This is a genomic window from Thermobifida alba (assembly GCF_023208015.1).
GTDB lineage: Bacteria > Actinomycetota > Actinomycetes > Streptosporangiales > Streptosporangiaceae > Thermobifida > Thermobifida alba.
This window is the reverse complement of sequence record NZ_CP051627.1, coordinates 3,986,973-4,002,383: the sequence shown is the minus strand read 5'-3', so window position 1 is coordinate 4,002,383 and position 15,411 is coordinate 3,986,973. Positions and strand designations below refer to the sequence as shown.

Here is a 15,411-nt window from a genome sequence, read left to right as displayed (position 1 = left end):
AAAAACCGGAACTCCGCGGTGGAGGCCCCGCGCCGCCCCGGTCAGTCCGCGTCCGCCCGCTCCGGCAGCGAGTGGCCCCCGCCCCCGCCCACCGCGGTCTCCATCCCCAGCTGCGCCTTGCGTCCACGCAGGTAGCCCGCACGGTACCCGGCCCGGTGGTGGGTGCGTTCGGGACGGGTGGGCCGCAGTTTCGGGAAGCGGCGCTCGAACTCCTCCTGCACCCGGTCGACGTCGGTGCGCAGCACCAGCTCCGCACCGGTGGTCGGAGTATCCTCCGCCGCGCCGACCCCGTTCCCGCCGCCCGCGGCGTTCTCCGCGAGCCGGGCGCGGAACTCGCGGATGCGTTCGGCGACCGCCGCACCGTAGGCACGGATGAACGACCGGTAGAACCGGTTGCGTTCGGTGGCCAGCGTGGACCGGTCGTAGTTGCGCAGCTCCCGCAGGTTCGCCACGTGCTCACGCGCGGAGAACCGGGCCGACGACTCCATCTGCATGCTGATGGACGGCAGCAGCACCCGCAGCGAGTCCAGCGCGGTGACCGTGCCCACGATGATCAGCGTCCGTTCGGTGTTGGCCGACGTGTTGCCGCGCACCGCCGACTGGCATCCGTAGGCGGACGCGATCGCCGCCAGCGCCTTGACCCGGGCCTTGCCGTGCCCGCCGACACCGGAGACCGGGAAGTCCAGCCGGGTGATCTCCTCGACCCCCTCACCGCGCTGCGCCCGCGCCTCGGCCTCGGCGATCGCGTGGCGGGTCATCAGTTCGGCGGCCTTGGCGGTGAACGCCTGGCTCTCGGCGTCGGTGACCGCGGGGTCCTCCGCCATGCGCAGCAGCCCGCGGACCCGTTCGATCATCTTCTTCCGGGCGTCTCCCCCGGTGCGTCCCCGTGTGTCAGACGCCATAGGCACAGCTCCGTTCCCCGAGTGGCGGCGGTCAAAAACCGCTCCGGGGGCGTGCGTTCCCCGGAGCGGTGCGGTTCGTCGGCGGTCCCGCCGACCGCCTGGGTTGTCACGTGCTGTTCAGAGACTACTTCCTGTTGCCCACCACCATGGCGACGATCCCCAGGATGACCCAGAGCACCGCCGCGCCGGCGGCGCCACCCATGATCCCGAGGAACAGCCCGTCGCTGAGCACGCCGCCCACCGCCATGCCGACACCGCCCAGCAGTGCGGGAGCCGCGGCGAACCGCCACGGGTACTGGGCCGCGTAGCGGCGGGCCCGCCGGTCGCCCTTGCTGCCGACGACACCGACCACACCGCCCACCAGCGCGAAGAAGAAGGCCGCGGTGCCGAAACCGCTGCCCAGCGCGCCGAGCACGCCCTCGCCCAGGCTGGTCAGGAGGGAGATCACTCCGGTCACGCCGCCGGCGATCACGGAGCTGCGCCACGGCCAGATGAGCGTCGCCGAGGCGACGGGAGTGAATGCGTTGCCGCGCTCCAGCGTCATGTCTGCTCCAAGTCCGTCGTGAGCGGTCCGGACGGTACGACCCGGACGTTCTCGTCTTCCACCATGCCCCGAAACGGTCCGGGGCACATCGGGCTTCGACCCTGACTTCCCCCTGAACCTTCGCGGTAGGGGCGGAAACGGTCGTCGACCTGGTTGTCCCGGCCCGCTCCGACAACGAACCGGACCGGGGAAAAGTGCCCGTTCATCCCCTTCGACAGTTCACGTCCCGACAACGGTTCCACCGGCGACTACACCCTTGGGCATAGCGCGCCGCCCACGAAACGCCGATGTGCCGCCCCGGCCCCGCCGCCTACCGTCGGCATGTCAGAGCTTCCCGAACCGGAACGGTGCAGCAGTGCTCACAGCGCGTGAACTCACCAAACGCTACGGCGGGACCACCGCGGTGGACTCCCTCACCTTCGACGTCCGCCCCGGCCTGGTCACCGGATTCCTCGGCCCCAACGGCGCCGGGAAGTCCACGACCCTGCGGCTGCTGCTGGGACTGGACCGGCCCACCTCGGGCGAGGCCCTGGTGAACGGCCGCCGCTACGTCCGGCTCCCGCAGCCCGCACGGCAGGTCGGGGCGCTGCTCGACGCCTCGGCCGGGCATCCGGGGCGCAGCGCCCGCGCCCACCTCCTCGCCCTCGCGCGCGGTGGCGGGATTCCCCGCCGCCGCGTGGCCGACGTGCTGGACGAGGTCGGGCTGTCCGACGTCGCCGACCGCCGGATCGGCGGATTCTCGCTGGGGATGCGGCAGCGGCTGGGCATCGCCGCCGCCCTCCTGGGCGACCCCGGCGTCCTCGTCCTCGACGAGCCGCTCAACGGACTCGACCTGGACGGGGTCCGCTGGGTGCGCGGCCTGGTGCGCGCCCTCGCCGACGAAGGCCGGACCGTGTTCGTGTCCAGCCACCTGATGAGTGAGATGCAGCTCGTGGCCGACCGGCTCGTGGTGGTCGGCGGCGGCCGGCTCGTCGCCGACGCGCCCACGGCGGAACTGATCGCCTCCTGGTCGGACCCCCGCGTCGTGGTGCGCACCCCCGACCCCGCCCCGCTCGTCGAACAGCTCCGCCGGTCCCCCCGGGGACCGGTCACGGTGGCTCCCGGCGCCGACGGCGCGCTGCTGGTGCGGGGGGCGACCCCGGAGGAGGTCGGCGACGCCGCCCACGCCGCCGGGGCGCGCGTGCACGCCCTGTACCGCGAGGAGGCGTCACTGGAACGGGTCTACCTCGACCTCACCGGGGCCGAGGTCCGCCACCGGGCCGCACCGCCGCGGAGCCGTGCCGCCGCGCACGGCGGCACCGCCCGGAAGGAGGACCGGTGACCTCCCCGTCCGTGCCGGCCCGGCGTGTCCTCGCCCGGGCCGTGGCCATGGAGTGGACCAAACTGGCCTCCGTGCCCGCCACCTGGTGGTGCCTGGGCCTGGGAGTCCTCGGGATGGCCCTGTTCGCCCTCTTCATGGGGGCCTCGGCGGCCGACCGCATCGCCGAGGACCCCGACTCCGCCACCGGCTTCTCCTACTCCCGGACCGCCTCCCACGGCGTGTTCTACCTGGTGCAGTTCGTCGTCCTCACGCTGGCCGCGCTCGCGGCCACCAACGAGTACGCCAACGGCGGCATCACCGCCACCCTGCTGGCCGTGCCGCGCCGCGGCGTGCTCCTCGCGGCGCGCACCGCGGTCTCGGCCGGGCTCTCCTTCGCCGCGGGCGCCGGCACGGCGGCGCTGGGCCTCGGGGTGCTGTGGCTGCTGCTCGGCGGCCACGTGTCCCCCGATCTGGACCGCGCCGCGCACACGGTCCTGGGCGCGGGCGTGTGCATGGCCCTGCTCGCGGTGCTGTTCACGGGGCTCGGCACGGCACTGCGCGGCACCGCGGGCACCCTCGCCGCCGGTTTCCTGCTGCTGCTCGGACTGCCGCTGGTGTTGCAGCTCAGCCAGACGCAGTGGCTGAACGACCTCGCCGCCTGCCTGCCCGGACTCGCGGGGATCGAGTTCTACGCCTCCGGGGACGTCGGCTTCTACACCGCGCCCCACGACGGCGCGGTGAACCTGTGGACGGTGCTGGGCTGGGCGGTCGCGGCGCAGTGCGTCGGCTACGCGGAGCTGTGCGCCCGCGACGCCTGACCGGGACGGCCCCCGGCGCGGGGGCGGGGGCCGTCCCCGCCGCTCAGTCGACGAACACGACGTCGGGATGCTCGGGGGAGGGGCCGTCCAGGAGCGGCCGTTCCACGCCCCGCAGGTGCTCGTCGAAGAAGGCGGTGAGGTAGGCGCGCTGCGCGGCCACGCTCCGGTCGGGGTCGACGGCGCCCACCGCGCCCTCGACCGTGTCCGCCCAGGCCGGGCCGTCGGGCCGGAGCCCCTCCCGAAGCTGCGGGACCTGCCACTGCAGATCCGTGAAGCTCATGTGCTCCCCCTCCGGCAGGTGCAGTTCCAGCACCGGGCCGGTGGACGCCTCCCGGAACATCCGCCAGTCGGGGGCGTCCCGGCTGGTGTGCGGCTTGCCCTCCGGTCCGCTGCGGCCCGCGCCGAACAGCAGGAACGGCCGGTCCACGCCGCGCAGCGCGGCCTCGGCCCAGTCCTCGTCGCCGATGTGGTAGGCGATGCTGCCGTCGAGGTCGGCCCCCGCGTCGACGCGGTCGTCGTCGAGCATCACCTCGGCGGCGGCGAGCCCGCCCGCGGAGTGTCCGAACACGCCGACCCGCTCCGGGTCCAGGGCCTCACCCAGTCCTTCGGGCAGCGGCCGCCCGGCGGCGTCGGGGTTGCCGCCGTCGGCGAGCTCCACCACGGCGTCCAGCACGAGGCGGAGGTCGGCCACCCGCGTCCGGAGTGCGGACCGCAGTGTTGACGCGTCGCCGCCGGGAACGCTGTCCCGCACCACGCGGCCGTCGGGGAACTCCACCGCCGAGGTCTCGTGGGGGTGGTCCACGGCCGCCACCGCGTACCCCTGGCTGGCCAGCTCCTCCAGGTGCGCGACGGCCTGGTGGCGGGACTGGTTGAAGCCGGGCGAGTACAGCAGGACCGGCAGCGCCCCCGCGTCGGCGGCGACGTCGGCTCCGTCCACGGCGTTGGTGGACGAGCCCGCGAAGTCGACGGCGCCGCGGGACAGGCCCACCTGTTCCAGTTGCCCCGCGAGGACGTCGGCCACCGCGTCGGGCACGTAGCGCGCCCGCTCGCCGCCGTCGTCCTCGGCCGGGTACCACAGCGTCACCATCAGCTCCCGCTGCTCGACCCCCTCCGCCCAGGGGTGGCCGCGGTCCCCGTCGACCAGGTGCAGGTCGACCCGGCCGACGGCGTGGGGGCCGGTGGGTTCGGGCGGGACCAGCCGGACCGGGTCGGGTGCGGTGAGCGCGGCGACCGCGGGGGGAAGGGAGCAGCACACCGCCAGGACGGCGGCCGCCGCCCCGTAGGCCGGGAGCCGACCGCGGTGGGTGGAGAACCATTGCTTCGTCACCATGTCCGGGAGCATCGCCGTTGCGCGGCCCGAGCGCATCGGCCGAACGTCAACCGCGCCCTCCCCCGATCGTCACCCGCTCACCACGGGCCGCCCGCGACCAGGCCCGCCTCGTAGGCGAGGACCGCCGCCTGGACCCGGTTGCGGACCTCCAGACGGGTGAGGACGGAGCCCACGTGCACCTTGACGGTGCCCGCGGCGATCCCGAGCCGGGCGGCGATCTCCTCGTTGGACAGCCCTTCCCCGACGAGGGCGAGCACCTCGCGTTCGCGGGCCGTCAGCCGCTCGACCCGCTGCCGGGCGGCCGCTCCGCGCGACATCCGGCCGCCGGCGCCGGTGGTGCCGAGTTCGGCGATGATGCGGTGCGCCACCTCCGGTGACAGGTAGGCGCCGCCGTCCGCGACCGCCCGCAGCCCGGCGACCAGCTCCCGGGGGTCGCCGGTCTTGAGCACGAACCCGGAGGCGCCGCCGCCCAGCGCTCCCGCGATGTAGGCGTCCTCGGAGAAGGTGGTGAGGATGACCACCGCGGTGTCGGGGAACTCGGCCGTGATGGCGGCCGTGGCGGCCAGTCCGTCGACCCCCGGCATCCGCACGTCCAGCAGGGCGATGTCGGGGCGGTGGGCGCGGACCAGTTCGACCGCCTCGGCCCCGTCGGCGGCCTCGCCGACCACCTGGAACCCCGGGGCGGCCGTGAGGATCGCGCGGATCCCCGCGCGGACCATCCGTTCGTCGTCGGCGAGCACGATCCGGATCACGCCTGTTCCCGTCCCCGTAGCGTCCGTCGAACCGTCGGCAAGCCTATCCGCCCGGCGGTTCACTCCCGGGCGACCACGTCCTTGTCCACCAGGACCCCTCCCGCGAAGCACAGCCGGTACAGCGGTGTCCGGCCGCCGCTCCCCTCGGCCAGGTAGTAGCGGCAGTCGGCGCCGGGCGGGGCCGGGGGCTCCCCGGGGATCGGGCCGGGACGGTGGTCGAACCGCGGCAGCCGCTGCTCTACGGCGGTCCGGTCCGCGCCGACGCGCAGCCGGTCGTAGTCGGCGCGGGGCAGCACGGTGTTGGCCTCGGCGTACCACAGGGTGAGGAAGCCGAGCGCGGTGACGGCCACGGCCAGCCCCGACGGCACGACCAGCGCCGCCGCCAACCGGCGCCGGGCACTGTCCCGCATCCGGTTCCAGTGGCGCGCCGTCTCCGTCGCCTCCCCGGCGGGCTCCTCGGCAGGCGCGGTGGCGCCGCCGGCGTCCGCGGTCTCGGGGATCCGCGCGGTCACGGTGAAACCGCCCGCCGCGCCGTCGCACCGGTCGGGACCGGCCTCGAACGCGCCGCCCATCCCCTCGACGAGGGCGCGCAGCCCGGCCAGTCCGGAGCCGTTGCCCGCCGCACCGGCGCCGCACCCCCCGGTGTCGGCGACCCGCACGGTGGTCGTGCCGTCCTCCCGGACGATCCGCACCTCCACGCGCGCGCCGGGGGCGTGCCGGGCGGCGTTGGTCAACGCCTCCTGGACGACACGGTGGACGGCCCGGCCCACGGGAGTCGCCGGATCCGGGTCGGGGCCCTCCCGGACGAGGCGGACCGGCATCCCCGCGTCCACGGCCCGCGCCACGACGTCGGCGGCGGTCTCGGCGGCGGGTTCGGCGGCGGGCGTCCCGTCCTCTCCGCGCAGCACGCCGATGATCTCGCGCAGCCGCAGGGTGGCCTGGTGCGCCGCGACGCGGAGTTCGGACGCGGCGGCCCGCGTCCCCTCCTCCCCGGAGGTCATCTCCAGGGCCGCGGCGCGCACCGCGATCAGGGCGAGGTCGTGCCCCAGGGAGTCGTGCATCTCGGTGGCGATGCGGGACCGCTCGCGCAGTCGGGCCCGTTCGGCGTCGCCGGCGCGGGCCCGTTCCATCCGTGCGGCGATCTCCCAGCCGGCGGTGCGCCACTGCGCGTGCCGCTTGTGGTACCGGCCCAGCAGCCACGGCGCCACGACGGCAGCGATCAGCACGAGCACGCCCCCCGCCCAGTCGGTGATCCCGGTCAGCGCCGCACGCGGATCGCCGTCGGAGGCCCACGCCGCCACGAGCGCCGACAGCATCGTCAGCGCCGCGGTGGCGGTCAGGACGACGACGGGGGCGGCGCTGCCGTCCCGCCGTCCCGCGAGGAACGCCAGCACGACGCTGGGCAGCACGTAGGTCGGGGTGAAGACGTCGACCATGCCGACGGCGACGGCCGCGCTGTGCAGCACCCCCGCGCCGACGGTGAGCCCGAGCGCGGTGAGGGGGCGTTTCCGCCGGACTCCGAAGGCGACCGCCAGCAGCAGCGCCATGACGGCGGTCTCGGCGGTCGGCGCGGCGCGGACGCCGGCGAGCTCCGCCGCCAGCACCCCGGTCAGCGCCGCCCACAGCACGAGGTCGGCCGCCCACGCCGCCCGGGGAACCGGACGGCCGACGCGATCAGGCCACCGCTCACGCATGCCGTTCAGTGTAGGAGGGCGGAAACACCCGTCCCGGACCGTTCCGGCCGCGCCCCGGCGCCCTCCGCAGGCCCTCCTATGCTGGGCCGCATGCACCGTTTCCACGTGGTGGACGCCTTCACCGACCAGCCCTTCCGGGGCAATCCCGCCGCGGTCCTCGTCCTCGACGGACCCTACGACGACGCCTGGGCGCAGCGGGTGGCCGCCGAGTTCAACCTGTCCGAGACCGCGTTCGTGCGGCCCGTGACCGCCGACGGCGCCGACTACGAGCTGCGCTGGTTCACCCCGCGGACCGAGGTGGACCTGTGCGGGCACGCCACCCTCGCCGCCGCGCACGTGCTCGTGGAGCACGGCGCGGGCGGACCGTTCCGCTTCACCAGCCGCAGCGGCGTACTCACCGTCACCGTGCGCGACGGCATGCTGTGGCTGGACTTCCCCGCCAACCCGCCCTACGCGAAGGAGGCCCCCGACGGTCTGCTGGCGGCGCTCGGCGGCGAACCGGTGTGGGTGGGTTTCAGCGACGTGGGCGACTACTTCGTGGTCTACCCGGACGAGGCGGCGGTGCGCGCGCTCGTCCCCGATCTGGCCGCGGTGGAGCGGTTCACCGTGCGCGGGGTGACCGTGACCGCTCCCGCCGACGCCGCGCAGTCCCACGACTTCGTGTCGCGGCTCTTCGCCCCCGCGGTGGGGGTGCCCGAGGACCCGGTGACCGGCAGCGCGCACACCGCGCTCGGCCCCTACTGGGCGGGTCGGCTGGGCCGCACCCGGCTGGAGGCGGTCCAGTGTTCGGCGCGCGGCGGCCGCCTCACCGTGGAACTTCCCGACGACGCCCCCGGCCGGGTCCGTATCGGCGGGAAGGCCGTCACCGTCAGCGAGGGGACGCTGCGCCACTGAGGGGCGCCGCTCAGCCCGACAGTTCCGCGCCCCGGTCCGCCACGAGGCCGCGGGCCCAGGAGAACGGGACCGCGTGGGCGCCTTCGGCCGCGGCCCGGGCCCGCGCGTCGGGGTCGTCGGTGGCCACCACCACGCGGGACCGTGACGCGTGCGTGCGGGTGAGGCGGGCGACGGCCGCGGCGCTGCCGTCGAAGACCGGGACCACCTCGACCCCGGGCGCCGGTGCGGGCGCGGTGACGTGGGAGCGGGCGTCCACGAGCAGCAGCACACCGGGGAAACGCCGGTGCAGCGGCGCGAGCGACAGTCCGGGGGGCAGCGCGTCGTCGGTGAGGCCGCCGCGGGCCAGTCCGGCCAGCCCGTCGCGCAGCGGTTCGACCGCTTCGGCGGGCCGCTGCGGGGCGGTGGTGTCCACGACCAGCAGCAGCCGCTCCGGCAGGGCGGCCGCCACCTCCGGCCACACCCGTCCGAAGGCGGGGAGGAGCGGCATCGACGGCACCTCGGGCACCGGGACCCAGCGGATGCTCTCGCTCTCGGGGTTGCCGGGGGTGAAGAGGCGCCGTTCGGGGACGGCGGCCAGCACGGTGTCGAACGTCCAGACCTGGTGGTCCTGGCGGTGGATGCCGAACAGCGACAGCGCGTCCAGCTCGCCCGCGACCTCCTCGGAGAACTCGCGGAGCGCGGCCTCGACGGACGACTCGTCGCTGTTGCGGGCGCCGCCGGGCAGCCCCCAGGTGTCGCCCTGGTGGGTCCACGGGGCGCGGTGCTGCAACAGCACGTGTCCGACCCCGGACTCGTCGACGCTGTACAGCAGCAGCCCGGAGGCTCCGTGCAGCCCCCACCGTCGCGAACCGTCGGCCAGCGTCACCCAGCCGTCTCCGTCGCCTGTGAACATCCGACCTCCTGCTCCGCCCCGCCGGGCCCTCCCGCCAGGCCCCACGTCGCACAACCCAGCATGCCTGGTCAAAACTTCCGCAGGGGGGATTCGGAAAAATCCGTGGCTGACCCGGGACCTCCGGGGCGGCGGCGGTCCGACCGTCCAGTTCGTCGTCCTCGCGGGTTTTCTGCGGCGGCGCGGGCGGCATCGGGGCCCGGACGCACGTCGTGAACCGCCCGGCCGCCGGGACGCCGGCGGCGGGGCCCCGATGGTTCCGCCTGGGACGAGGACGCACGCCGGTGGACCTTGGGGAAGGAGATCCGCGGCGCCTGGCTCGTCGGTGCGGCCGCGACGGGCCGCACCGAAATTCTAGACCTTCCCGTACAAACCAGGTGCCGACGGCTCTGCCGTCTTCTCCGCCGGATGTCCGGCCGGTCCCCGGGAATCCACAGCGCGGGGGTCGGCAGGAGCGGGAACCGCATGACGGGAGGTATCTTCTGAGCCACCCGGCGTCGGGGCCAGGTGCGCGGGACGGCGGAGGCCGTGCGGACCGGTCCGGCCACCGGACGCCACGCCCGACCCGTACCCCGACCGGCCCACCCGGTTTCCCCGGTGGAGCCCCGGTCGCGGCGGGCGCGGACAGGCGGCACAATGCCCCCTGTCTCACCTCAGGGAGAAAGCGGATCAGATTGTGACGACGTCCATTCACCAGCGGATCGCCGAGGAACTCGGGGTGCGCGAACGGCAGGTGGAGGCCGCGGTCGAACTGCTCGACGGCGGCGCGACAGTGCCGTTCATCGCCCGGTACCGCAAGGAAGCCACCGAGATGCTCGACGACGCCCAGTTGCGGGCACTTGAGGAGCGTCTGCGCTATCTGCGGGAGTTGGAGGAGCGCCGCACCGCCGTCCTGGAGTCGGTGAAGGCCCAGGGCAAGCTCACCCCCGAACTGGAAGCCACGATCATGGCCGCCGACTCCAAGGCGCGCCTGGAAGACGTCTACCTCCCCTACAAGCCGAAGCGCCGCACCAAGGCGCAGATCGCGCGTGAGGCCGGACTGGAGCCGCTGGCCGACGCGCTCATCGGCGACCCGTCCCGCGACCCGCAGGCGGAGGCCGCCGCCTACGTCGACGCGGAGAAGGGCGTGGCGGACGCCGCCGCCGCGCTGGAGGGCGCCCGCGCCATCCTGGTGGAGCGGTTCACCGAGGACGCCGACCTCATCGGTGAACTGCGGGAGCGCATGTGGCAGCGGGGCCGTCTGGTGTCGCGGGTGCGGGAGGGCAAGGAGGAGGCCGGTGCGAAGTTCGCCGACTACTTCGAGTTCGCCGAGGCCTTCACCACGCTGCCCTCCCACCGGGTGCTGGCCCTGTTCCGCGGGGAGAAGGAGGAGGTCCTCGACCTCACCCTGGAACCCGAGGAGGAGCCGGAGGACCCGACGGCCCGCAGCGGCTACGAGGTCCGCATCGCCCAGCACTTCGGCGTCGCCGACCGGGGCCGTCCCGGTGACCGCTGGCTGCTGGACACGGTCCGCTGGGCGTGGCGCACCCGCATCCTGGTCCGCCTCGACATCGACCTGCGCGCCCGCCTGTGGCAGGCCGCCGAGGACGAGGCGGTGCGCGTGTTCGCCGCCAACCTGCGCGACCTGCTGCTGGCCGCGCCCGCCGGGGCACGGCCCGCCATCGGCCTGGACCCGGGGCTGCGCACCGGGGTGAAGGTCGCCGTGGTGGACGGCACCGGCAAGGTGGTGGACACCGCGACGATCTACCCGCACGAGCCGCGCAACCGCTGGGACGAGTCCATCGCGGTGCTGGCGGCGCTGGCGAAGAAGCACGGCGTGCAGCTGGTCGCGATCGGCAACGGCACCGCCTCCCGGGAGACCGACCGGCTCGCCGCCGACCTGGTCAAACGCCATCCGGAACTGAAGCTCACCAAGGTGATGGTGTCGGAGGCGGGCGCGTCGGTGTACTCGGCGTCGTCCTACGCCTCGCAGGAGCTGCCCGACCTGGACGTGTCGCTGCGCGGCGCGGTGTCGATCGCGCGGCGGCTCCAGGACCCGCTGGCCGAACTGGTGAAGATCGACCCGAAGTCGATCGGTGTGGGCCAGTACCAGCACGACGTGTCCGAGGTGAAACTGTCCCGTTCGCTGGACGCGGTCGTGGAGGACTGTGTGAACGCGGTCGGCGTGGACGTCAACACCGCGTCGGCGCCGCTGCTCAGCCGCGTCTCCGGGATCGGCGCGGGGCTGGCGCAGAACATCGTGGCGCACCGGGACGCCAACGGCCCGTTCCGGTCCCGCGCGCAACTGCGGGACGTGCCGCGGCTGGGACCGAAGGCGTTCGAGCAGTGCGCGGGCTTCCTGCGCATTCCCGGCGGCGACGACCCGCTGGACTCCTCCAGCGTGCACCCGGAGGCCTACCCGGTGGTGCGGCGCATCCTGGAGGCGACCGGCCGGGACGTGCGGTCGCTGATCGGTGACGCGGACACGCTGCGTGCGCTGCGCCCCGACGACTTCGTGGACGAGCGGTTCGGGCTGCCCACCGTCACCGACATCCTCGCCGAACTGGAGAAGCCGGGACGGGACCCGCGCCCCGAGTTCCAGACGGCGGCGTTCCGGGAGGGCGTGGAGGAGATCACCGACCTGGAACCGGGCATGGTGCTGGAGGGCGTGGTCACCAACGTGGCGGCGTTCGGCGCCTTCGTGGACGTGGGGGTGCACCAGGACGGCCTGGTGCACGTGTCGGCGATGTCGAAGAGCTTCGTCAAGGACCCGCGTGACGTGGTCAAGCCCGGCGACATCGTGCGGGTCAAGGTGCTGGACGTGGACGTGCGGCGCAAGCGCATCTCGTTGACGCTGCGTCTGGACGACGAGGTCGACGGACGCGGCGGGGAGCGGGGACGCTCCGGCGGCCAGCGGCGTGACCGTGACGGCGGCCAGCGGCGCGGCGGGGAGCGACGGCAGCGCGGCGGAGGCGGCCGCGGCGGGCAGCAGCCCTCCGGCGCGATGGCGGAGGCGCTGCGCCGCGCGGGCCTGGCGTAGCGGCCGGGGCGGGCGGTGGGGACTCCCGCCCGCCGTTCTCTCGGGTTGTGGGGCCGCGCCCGGGCGCGGCCTCACACGTGTTCGTCGGAGCGGTCCGGCAGCGCCGCGGTGCGGGACCGGCGGGCCTCACGGGCCAGGTAGACCTCCGCGAGCAGCAGGTTGGGCACCCACGACACCCAGTGGGTGATGGCGTAGGCGGTGTCGAAGAGCCGCTCGAAGTCGCCGTTGTAGACGGAGTCCAGCCACGGCAGCTGCACCACGACGAGGAGGTTCAGCCAGATCCGCAGGGTGACCGCGGCGAGGGTGAGGGCGAAGTTGCGCAGCATCCACCTGCGGTGCTCGGCGTACCGGCGGGTCCGAGCCGTGCGGTAGGCGAAGAGGGCCGTGGTGATCCAGAAGAAGTCCAGGGCGAGGAACGCGACCGTCGACACCGGACCGCTGGAGGTCAGCAGGGCGGCGACGATTCCGGCGAGGGCCGAGGGCAGTACTCCGGCGAAGAGGTAGACGCGGCCGATCCAGCGGTGCCAGGCTCCCCGGCGGCGCAGCCGTCCGATGAACTGCAGCGGTCCGGTGAGCAGGGCTATCCCGCCGGTTGCCGCGTGGACGACCAGGGCGGGGAAGTGCGGTGCCGCGTCGGGGCGGAGTTCGACCCTGCTGGCGTCGGGGTCGAGGGTCAGGTAGGGAGGCACGAAGACCAGGGTGACGAGGATGCACGCGGCGGCGGTGACCGTCACGGCCAGCGAGGCACGGGTCCAGCGGACGGGCGGGGGGCGGCGGGCGGCACGGGAGGGCGGGGCGGTGTCGGAGTCGGTCATCGTCGGTCCTTGCTCCTGAGTGGCTGGGGAGGGGCGGAACACAGCAGAGCCGATAAACCAGGTATCGATAGTGCGATTATCGATAATTAATTTATCGGCATGGTGCCGGGAACGCAACAGCGAAGGAGTCGAGGATGCGCATCGGCGAACTGAGTCGGCGCAGCGGTGTGTCCGTGCCGACGATCAAGTACTACGTGCGGGAGAAGATGCTCCCCGAGGGCGAACGGACCGCCGCCAACCAGGTCAGCTACTCCGAGGAGCACCTGCGCCGCCTCCGCCTGATCCGCGGCCTCATCGACGTCGGCGGTCTGCCGGTGCCCGCCGTCCGCGAGGTCCTCGCCGAGATCGACGCACCGGAACCCTCGACCCACCGGGCCGTCGCCGCCGCCCACCGCGGACTGACCGTCCTCACCGGGGAGAGCACCGACCAGTTGCGTGAGGAGGCACGACGCACGGTCGAGTCGGTGTTCGCCGAACGCGGCTGGTCCCCCGGCGAGGACAATCCCGGGATCCCCGCGCTGGTCGAGGCGCTGGCCCGGATGCGCCTGCTCGGCCAGGACAGCTTCGTCGACTGCGTCAGCCGCTACGCCGAGGCAGCCGAGGCGATCGCCGAGATCGACATCGACCTGCTCTCCCGGCGCACGAACGTGGCCGACGCAGTCGAGAACGCGGTGCTGGGCACGGTGCTCGGCGACGTGGTCATCGCCGCGTTGCGGCGCATCGCCCAGGAGCAGGTGTTCAACCGCCACACCGAGGGGGACGGCTGACCCGTGGCGCGACCGCGCGGTGGCCATCGGCCCGCACCGCACGGAAACCGCACGGAACAGGTGTGCCCACGCGGTCGGAGGGTAGCCAGGGGCAGCAGGAATCCACAGGTCGAGAAGGGAATGGCTGTGACCACGCCCGAGGAGAACAGGCCCAAGACCCGCGTCACCGACCCGACGCTCCCGAAAGCCGACGAGCAGACGCCGAAGCCTCCCCAGCCCCGTCCCACCCTGGGCGCGGAGTTGGAGGACGCGATGAGGAAGTCCGGCGTCGCCCGCGAGGACTTCGGCGAAGAGCAGCGGTAGCCCTCGTCTGCGGCACACCGCCGACTCCGAGTCCGTCGGGGCGGGCGCGCGGTGGCGCGTTCCCGCCCCGACGGTGACCGCCCGGTCCGGGCCCGCGTGGATGTTTCCCGGCGGGGCCCGCCGGAGTCCGCTTTCCGCCCGTCGGAGCGGGCGGGCCACCGGTCCCGAGCACTTTTCCGTTCCGTCGACCGGGTGCCCCGTCCTGCCGCTGTCTTCCGGCGTCGCAGGCCCGGTTCGTTGTCCACAGGCTGTGGACAACGAACCGCCACCACTCCGCAGGCGTCCGTTCCCGTCGCACCCCGGCGACACTTTCCCGCCTGGAGAATTAGCTTTTGACGGATTCTGCGTCCGTTTGTTGACTTTCCGTCATGAAGGTCGAGAGTAGCGACGACCCCACTGTTCCGCTCCGGGGGGACGCCCTCGCCGCCCTCCGGGAGGCCGACCGGGTGCGCGCGGTCTTCGAACGCACGACACTCCCGGGTGGTTCTCGTGCGCACTCGCCGCCACCACGGCAGCGAACTGCCTGGTCCACCCCCTGCCCGGACGCCGGACCCTGATCGCCCTGCCGTCCCTGCCGGCGGCGACCATGGTTCTTTGCGTGGTCGGACTCCGGAGAACCGGGTTCATGCCGCGACCGCGCGGCGTCCGCCTGGCAGTGGTAGCGGTGACCCTGGTGATCTGCACGACCGCCTTCGCGCCGGGAGCCCTCCTGGAGGAGCGGTACGGCCACGCCTGGGGCTGGTACCTGGCGGCCGCGGCCAACGGGGCCGCGACCCTCGGCTGCGACCTCTTCCACCGGACACGCCGCCTCCCCTCCCGCGACGCCGCGCGATGACGAGGGAGACCGCGGAGAGCCGGACGTCCGGGCGGCAGCACCGAGCCTGAGCGCCTTCCCGCGCCGAGCACGGGGGACACCACCGTCCCGGCTGATCCTCTCCACTCCACGCCCCGGGACGACCGCCGCCCGGAGGGTTGTGCGGAGCCCGTACTCCCATTGGTCTTTACACTCCGTTGACATTCGTCAAACGAAGAGTCACTATTTGATACGGCCACATTACGGGCACACCAGGTCATCAACCGCATTCCACGCGACCCACCCATCGTCTCGGGAATGCCTCTCGCCCCAAAGGCGATGCTCGGCCGCCTGGTCCCCCGTTTCCCCGGGGTGCCCGAAACAGTGAAGGAGCAGTCGCGTCCCCGCGAAGAGCCACGCCCACGACCTGCGCCATGACGGTTACCCAGCGCGCCGGAGCAACGACCGTGGGCAGCGGCTCCGCTCCCGCTGTGGACGGGTGACGGCTCCGACCCACCACACACGGCTGCCCCGGGGGCCCGGAGACACCGCAACGCCGCGATGTCCCGAAGCGGTTCGAACACGGTGACG

The 15,411-nt window shown here is 73.8% G+C and carries 14 protein-coding genes; 7 read left to right on the top strand and 7 right to left on the bottom strand.

The window, feature by feature from the left end:
- Positions 1-41 precede the first annotated feature (41 nt).
- Together FOF52_RS17790 and FOF52_RS17785 are read right to left on the bottom strand one after the other, a co-directional pair.
- Complete coding sequence (locus tag FOF52_RS17790; protein WP_248593917.1) at positions 42-854, bottom strand: DUF2786 domain-containing protein; 813 nt, start codon at positions 852-854, stop codon at positions 42-44.
- 172 nt (positions 855-1,026) lie between these two features.
- Positions 1,027-1,446, bottom strand: a complete 420-nt coding sequence (locus FOF52_RS17785; RefSeq protein WP_248591052.1) for a hypothetical protein — start codon at positions 1,444-1,446, stop codon at positions 1,027-1,029.
- Between the two features lie 355 nt (positions 1,447-1,801).
- On the opposite strand from FOF52_RS17785, the gene FOF52_RS17780 reads away from it, so the two are divergent.
- Positions 1,802-2,767 carry an ABC transporter ATP-binding protein gene (locus FOF52_RS17780; RefSeq protein ID WP_248591051.1) on the top strand — a complete coding sequence of 322 codons (966 nt, stop codon included), beginning with the start codon at positions 1,802-1,804 and terminating at the stop codon, positions 2,765-2,767.
- On the top strand, positions 2,764-3,564 hold the full coding sequence (locus FOF52_RS17775; RefSeq protein ID WP_248591050.1) for an ABC transporter permease: 801 nt from the start codon (positions 2,764-2,766) through the stop codon (positions 3,562-3,564). Before FOF52_RS17780 ends, FOF52_RS17775 begins: the two co-directional genes overlap by 4 nt.
- Before the next feature lie 43 nt (positions 3,565-3,607).
- Here the strand turns inward: FOF52_RS17775 and FOF52_RS17770 are convergent, their stop codons facing one another.
- The 3 genes from FOF52_RS17770 to FOF52_RS17760 all read right to left on the bottom strand — a co-directional run bounded on the left by FOF52_RS17770 (position 3,608) and on the right by FOF52_RS17760 (position 7,340).
- Positions 3,608-4,894: an alpha/beta hydrolase family protein gene (locus FOF52_RS17770; RefSeq protein WP_248591049.1), complete on the bottom strand. Its 1,287-nt coding sequence runs from the start codon at positions 4,892-4,894 to the stop codon at positions 3,608-3,610.
- A 77-nt stretch (positions 4,895-4,971) separates the two neighbouring features.
- Positions 4,972-5,646, bottom strand: coding sequence for a response regulator (locus tag FOF52_RS17765; protein WP_248591048.1), 675 nt, complete (start codon positions 5,644-5,646; stop codon positions 4,972-4,974).
- Positions 5,647-5,705: 59 nt separating this feature from the next.
- Complete coding sequence (locus FOF52_RS17760) at positions 5,706-7,340, bottom strand: sensor histidine kinase (RefSeq protein ID WP_248591047.1); 1,635 nt, start codon at positions 7,338-7,340, stop codon at positions 5,706-5,708.
- A 90-nt stretch (positions 7,341-7,430) separates the two neighbouring features.
- On the opposite strand from FOF52_RS17760, the gene FOF52_RS17755 reads away from it, so the two are divergent.
- Positions 7,431-8,234 (top strand): PhzF family phenazine biosynthesis protein, encoded by an 804-nt coding sequence (locus FOF52_RS17755; RefSeq protein ID WP_248591046.1) that lies wholly within the window; start codon positions 7,431-7,433, stop codon positions 8,232-8,234.
- 10 nt (positions 8,235-8,244) lie between these two features.
- Here the strand turns inward: FOF52_RS17755 and FOF52_RS17750 are convergent, their stop codons facing one another.
- Positions 8,245-9,126 (bottom strand): NUDIX hydrolase, encoded by an 882-nt coding sequence (locus FOF52_RS17750; RefSeq protein WP_248591045.1) that lies wholly within the window; start codon positions 9,124-9,126, stop codon positions 8,245-8,247.
- Positions 9,127-9,799: 673 nt separating this feature from the next.
- On the opposite strand from FOF52_RS17750, the gene FOF52_RS17745 reads away from it, so the two are divergent.
- On the top strand, positions 9,800-12,142 hold the full coding sequence (locus FOF52_RS17745) for a Tex family protein (protein WP_248591044.1): 2,343 nt from the start codon (positions 9,800-9,802) through the stop codon (positions 12,140-12,142).
- A gap of 71 nt (positions 12,143-12,213) precedes the next feature.
- Here the strand turns inward: FOF52_RS17745 and FOF52_RS17740 are convergent, their stop codons facing one another.
- Positions 12,214-12,957: a DUF2306 domain-containing protein gene (locus FOF52_RS17740; RefSeq protein WP_248591043.1), complete on the bottom strand. Its 744-nt coding sequence runs from the start codon at positions 12,955-12,957 to the stop codon at positions 12,214-12,216.
- Between the two features lie 134 nt (positions 12,958-13,091).
- Here FOF52_RS17740 and FOF52_RS17735 point away from each other — a divergent pair, with 134 nt between their 5' ends.
- The 3 genes from FOF52_RS17735 to FOF52_RS17725 all read left to right on the top strand — a co-directional run bounded on the left by FOF52_RS17735 (position 13,092) and on the right by FOF52_RS17725 (position 14,862).
- Positions 13,092-13,724, top strand: coding sequence for a MerR family transcriptional regulator (locus FOF52_RS17735; RefSeq protein ID WP_248591042.1), 633 nt, complete (start codon positions 13,092-13,094; stop codon positions 13,722-13,724).
- A gap of 126 nt (positions 13,725-13,850) precedes the next feature.
- Positions 13,851-14,027, top strand: coding sequence for a hypothetical protein (locus FOF52_RS17730; protein WP_248591041.1), 177 nt, complete (start codon positions 13,851-13,853; stop codon positions 14,025-14,027).
- A gap of 625 nt (positions 14,028-14,652) precedes the next feature.
- Entirely contained in the window at positions 14,653-14,862 is a 210-nt protein-coding gene (locus tag FOF52_RS17725) for a hypothetical protein (RefSeq protein WP_248591040.1), read from the top strand.
- Positions 14,863-15,411 lie beyond the last annotated feature (549 nt).

Coding starts and splice junctions, on each gene's coding strand:
- FOF52_RS17740 (WP_248591043.1), bottom strand. CDS start 12,957: ATGACCGACTCCGACACCGCCCCGCCCTCCCGTGCCGCCCGCCGCCCC.
- FOF52_RS17755 (WP_248591046.1), top strand. CDS start 7,431: ATGCACCGTTTCCACGTGGTGGACGCCTTCACCGACCAGCCCTTCCGG.
- FOF52_RS17785 (WP_248591052.1), bottom strand. CDS start 1,446: ATGACGCTGGAGCGCGGCAACGCATTCACTCCCGTCGCCTCGGCGACG.
- FOF52_RS17750 (WP_248591045.1), bottom strand. CDS start 9,126: ATGTTCACAGGCGACGGAGACGGCTGGGTGACGCTGGCCGACGGTTCG.
- FOF52_RS17725 (WP_248591040.1), top strand. CDS start 14,653: ATGCCGCGACCGCGCGGCGTCCGCCTGGCAGTGGTAGCGGTGACCCTG.
- FOF52_RS17735 (WP_248591042.1), top strand. CDS start 13,092: ATGCGCATCGGCGAACTGAGTCGGCGCAGCGGTGTGTCCGTGCCGACG.
- FOF52_RS17790 (WP_248593917.1), bottom strand. CDS start 854: ATGATCGAACGGGTCCGCGGGCTGCTGCGCATGGCGGAGGACCCCGCG.
- FOF52_RS17760 (WP_248591047.1), bottom strand. CDS start 7,340: ATGCGTGAGCGGTGGCCTGATCGCGTCGGCCGTCCGGTTCCCCGGGCG.
- FOF52_RS17770 (WP_248591049.1), bottom strand. CDS start 4,894: ATGGTGACGAAGCAATGGTTCTCCACCCACCGCGGTCGGCTCCCGGCC.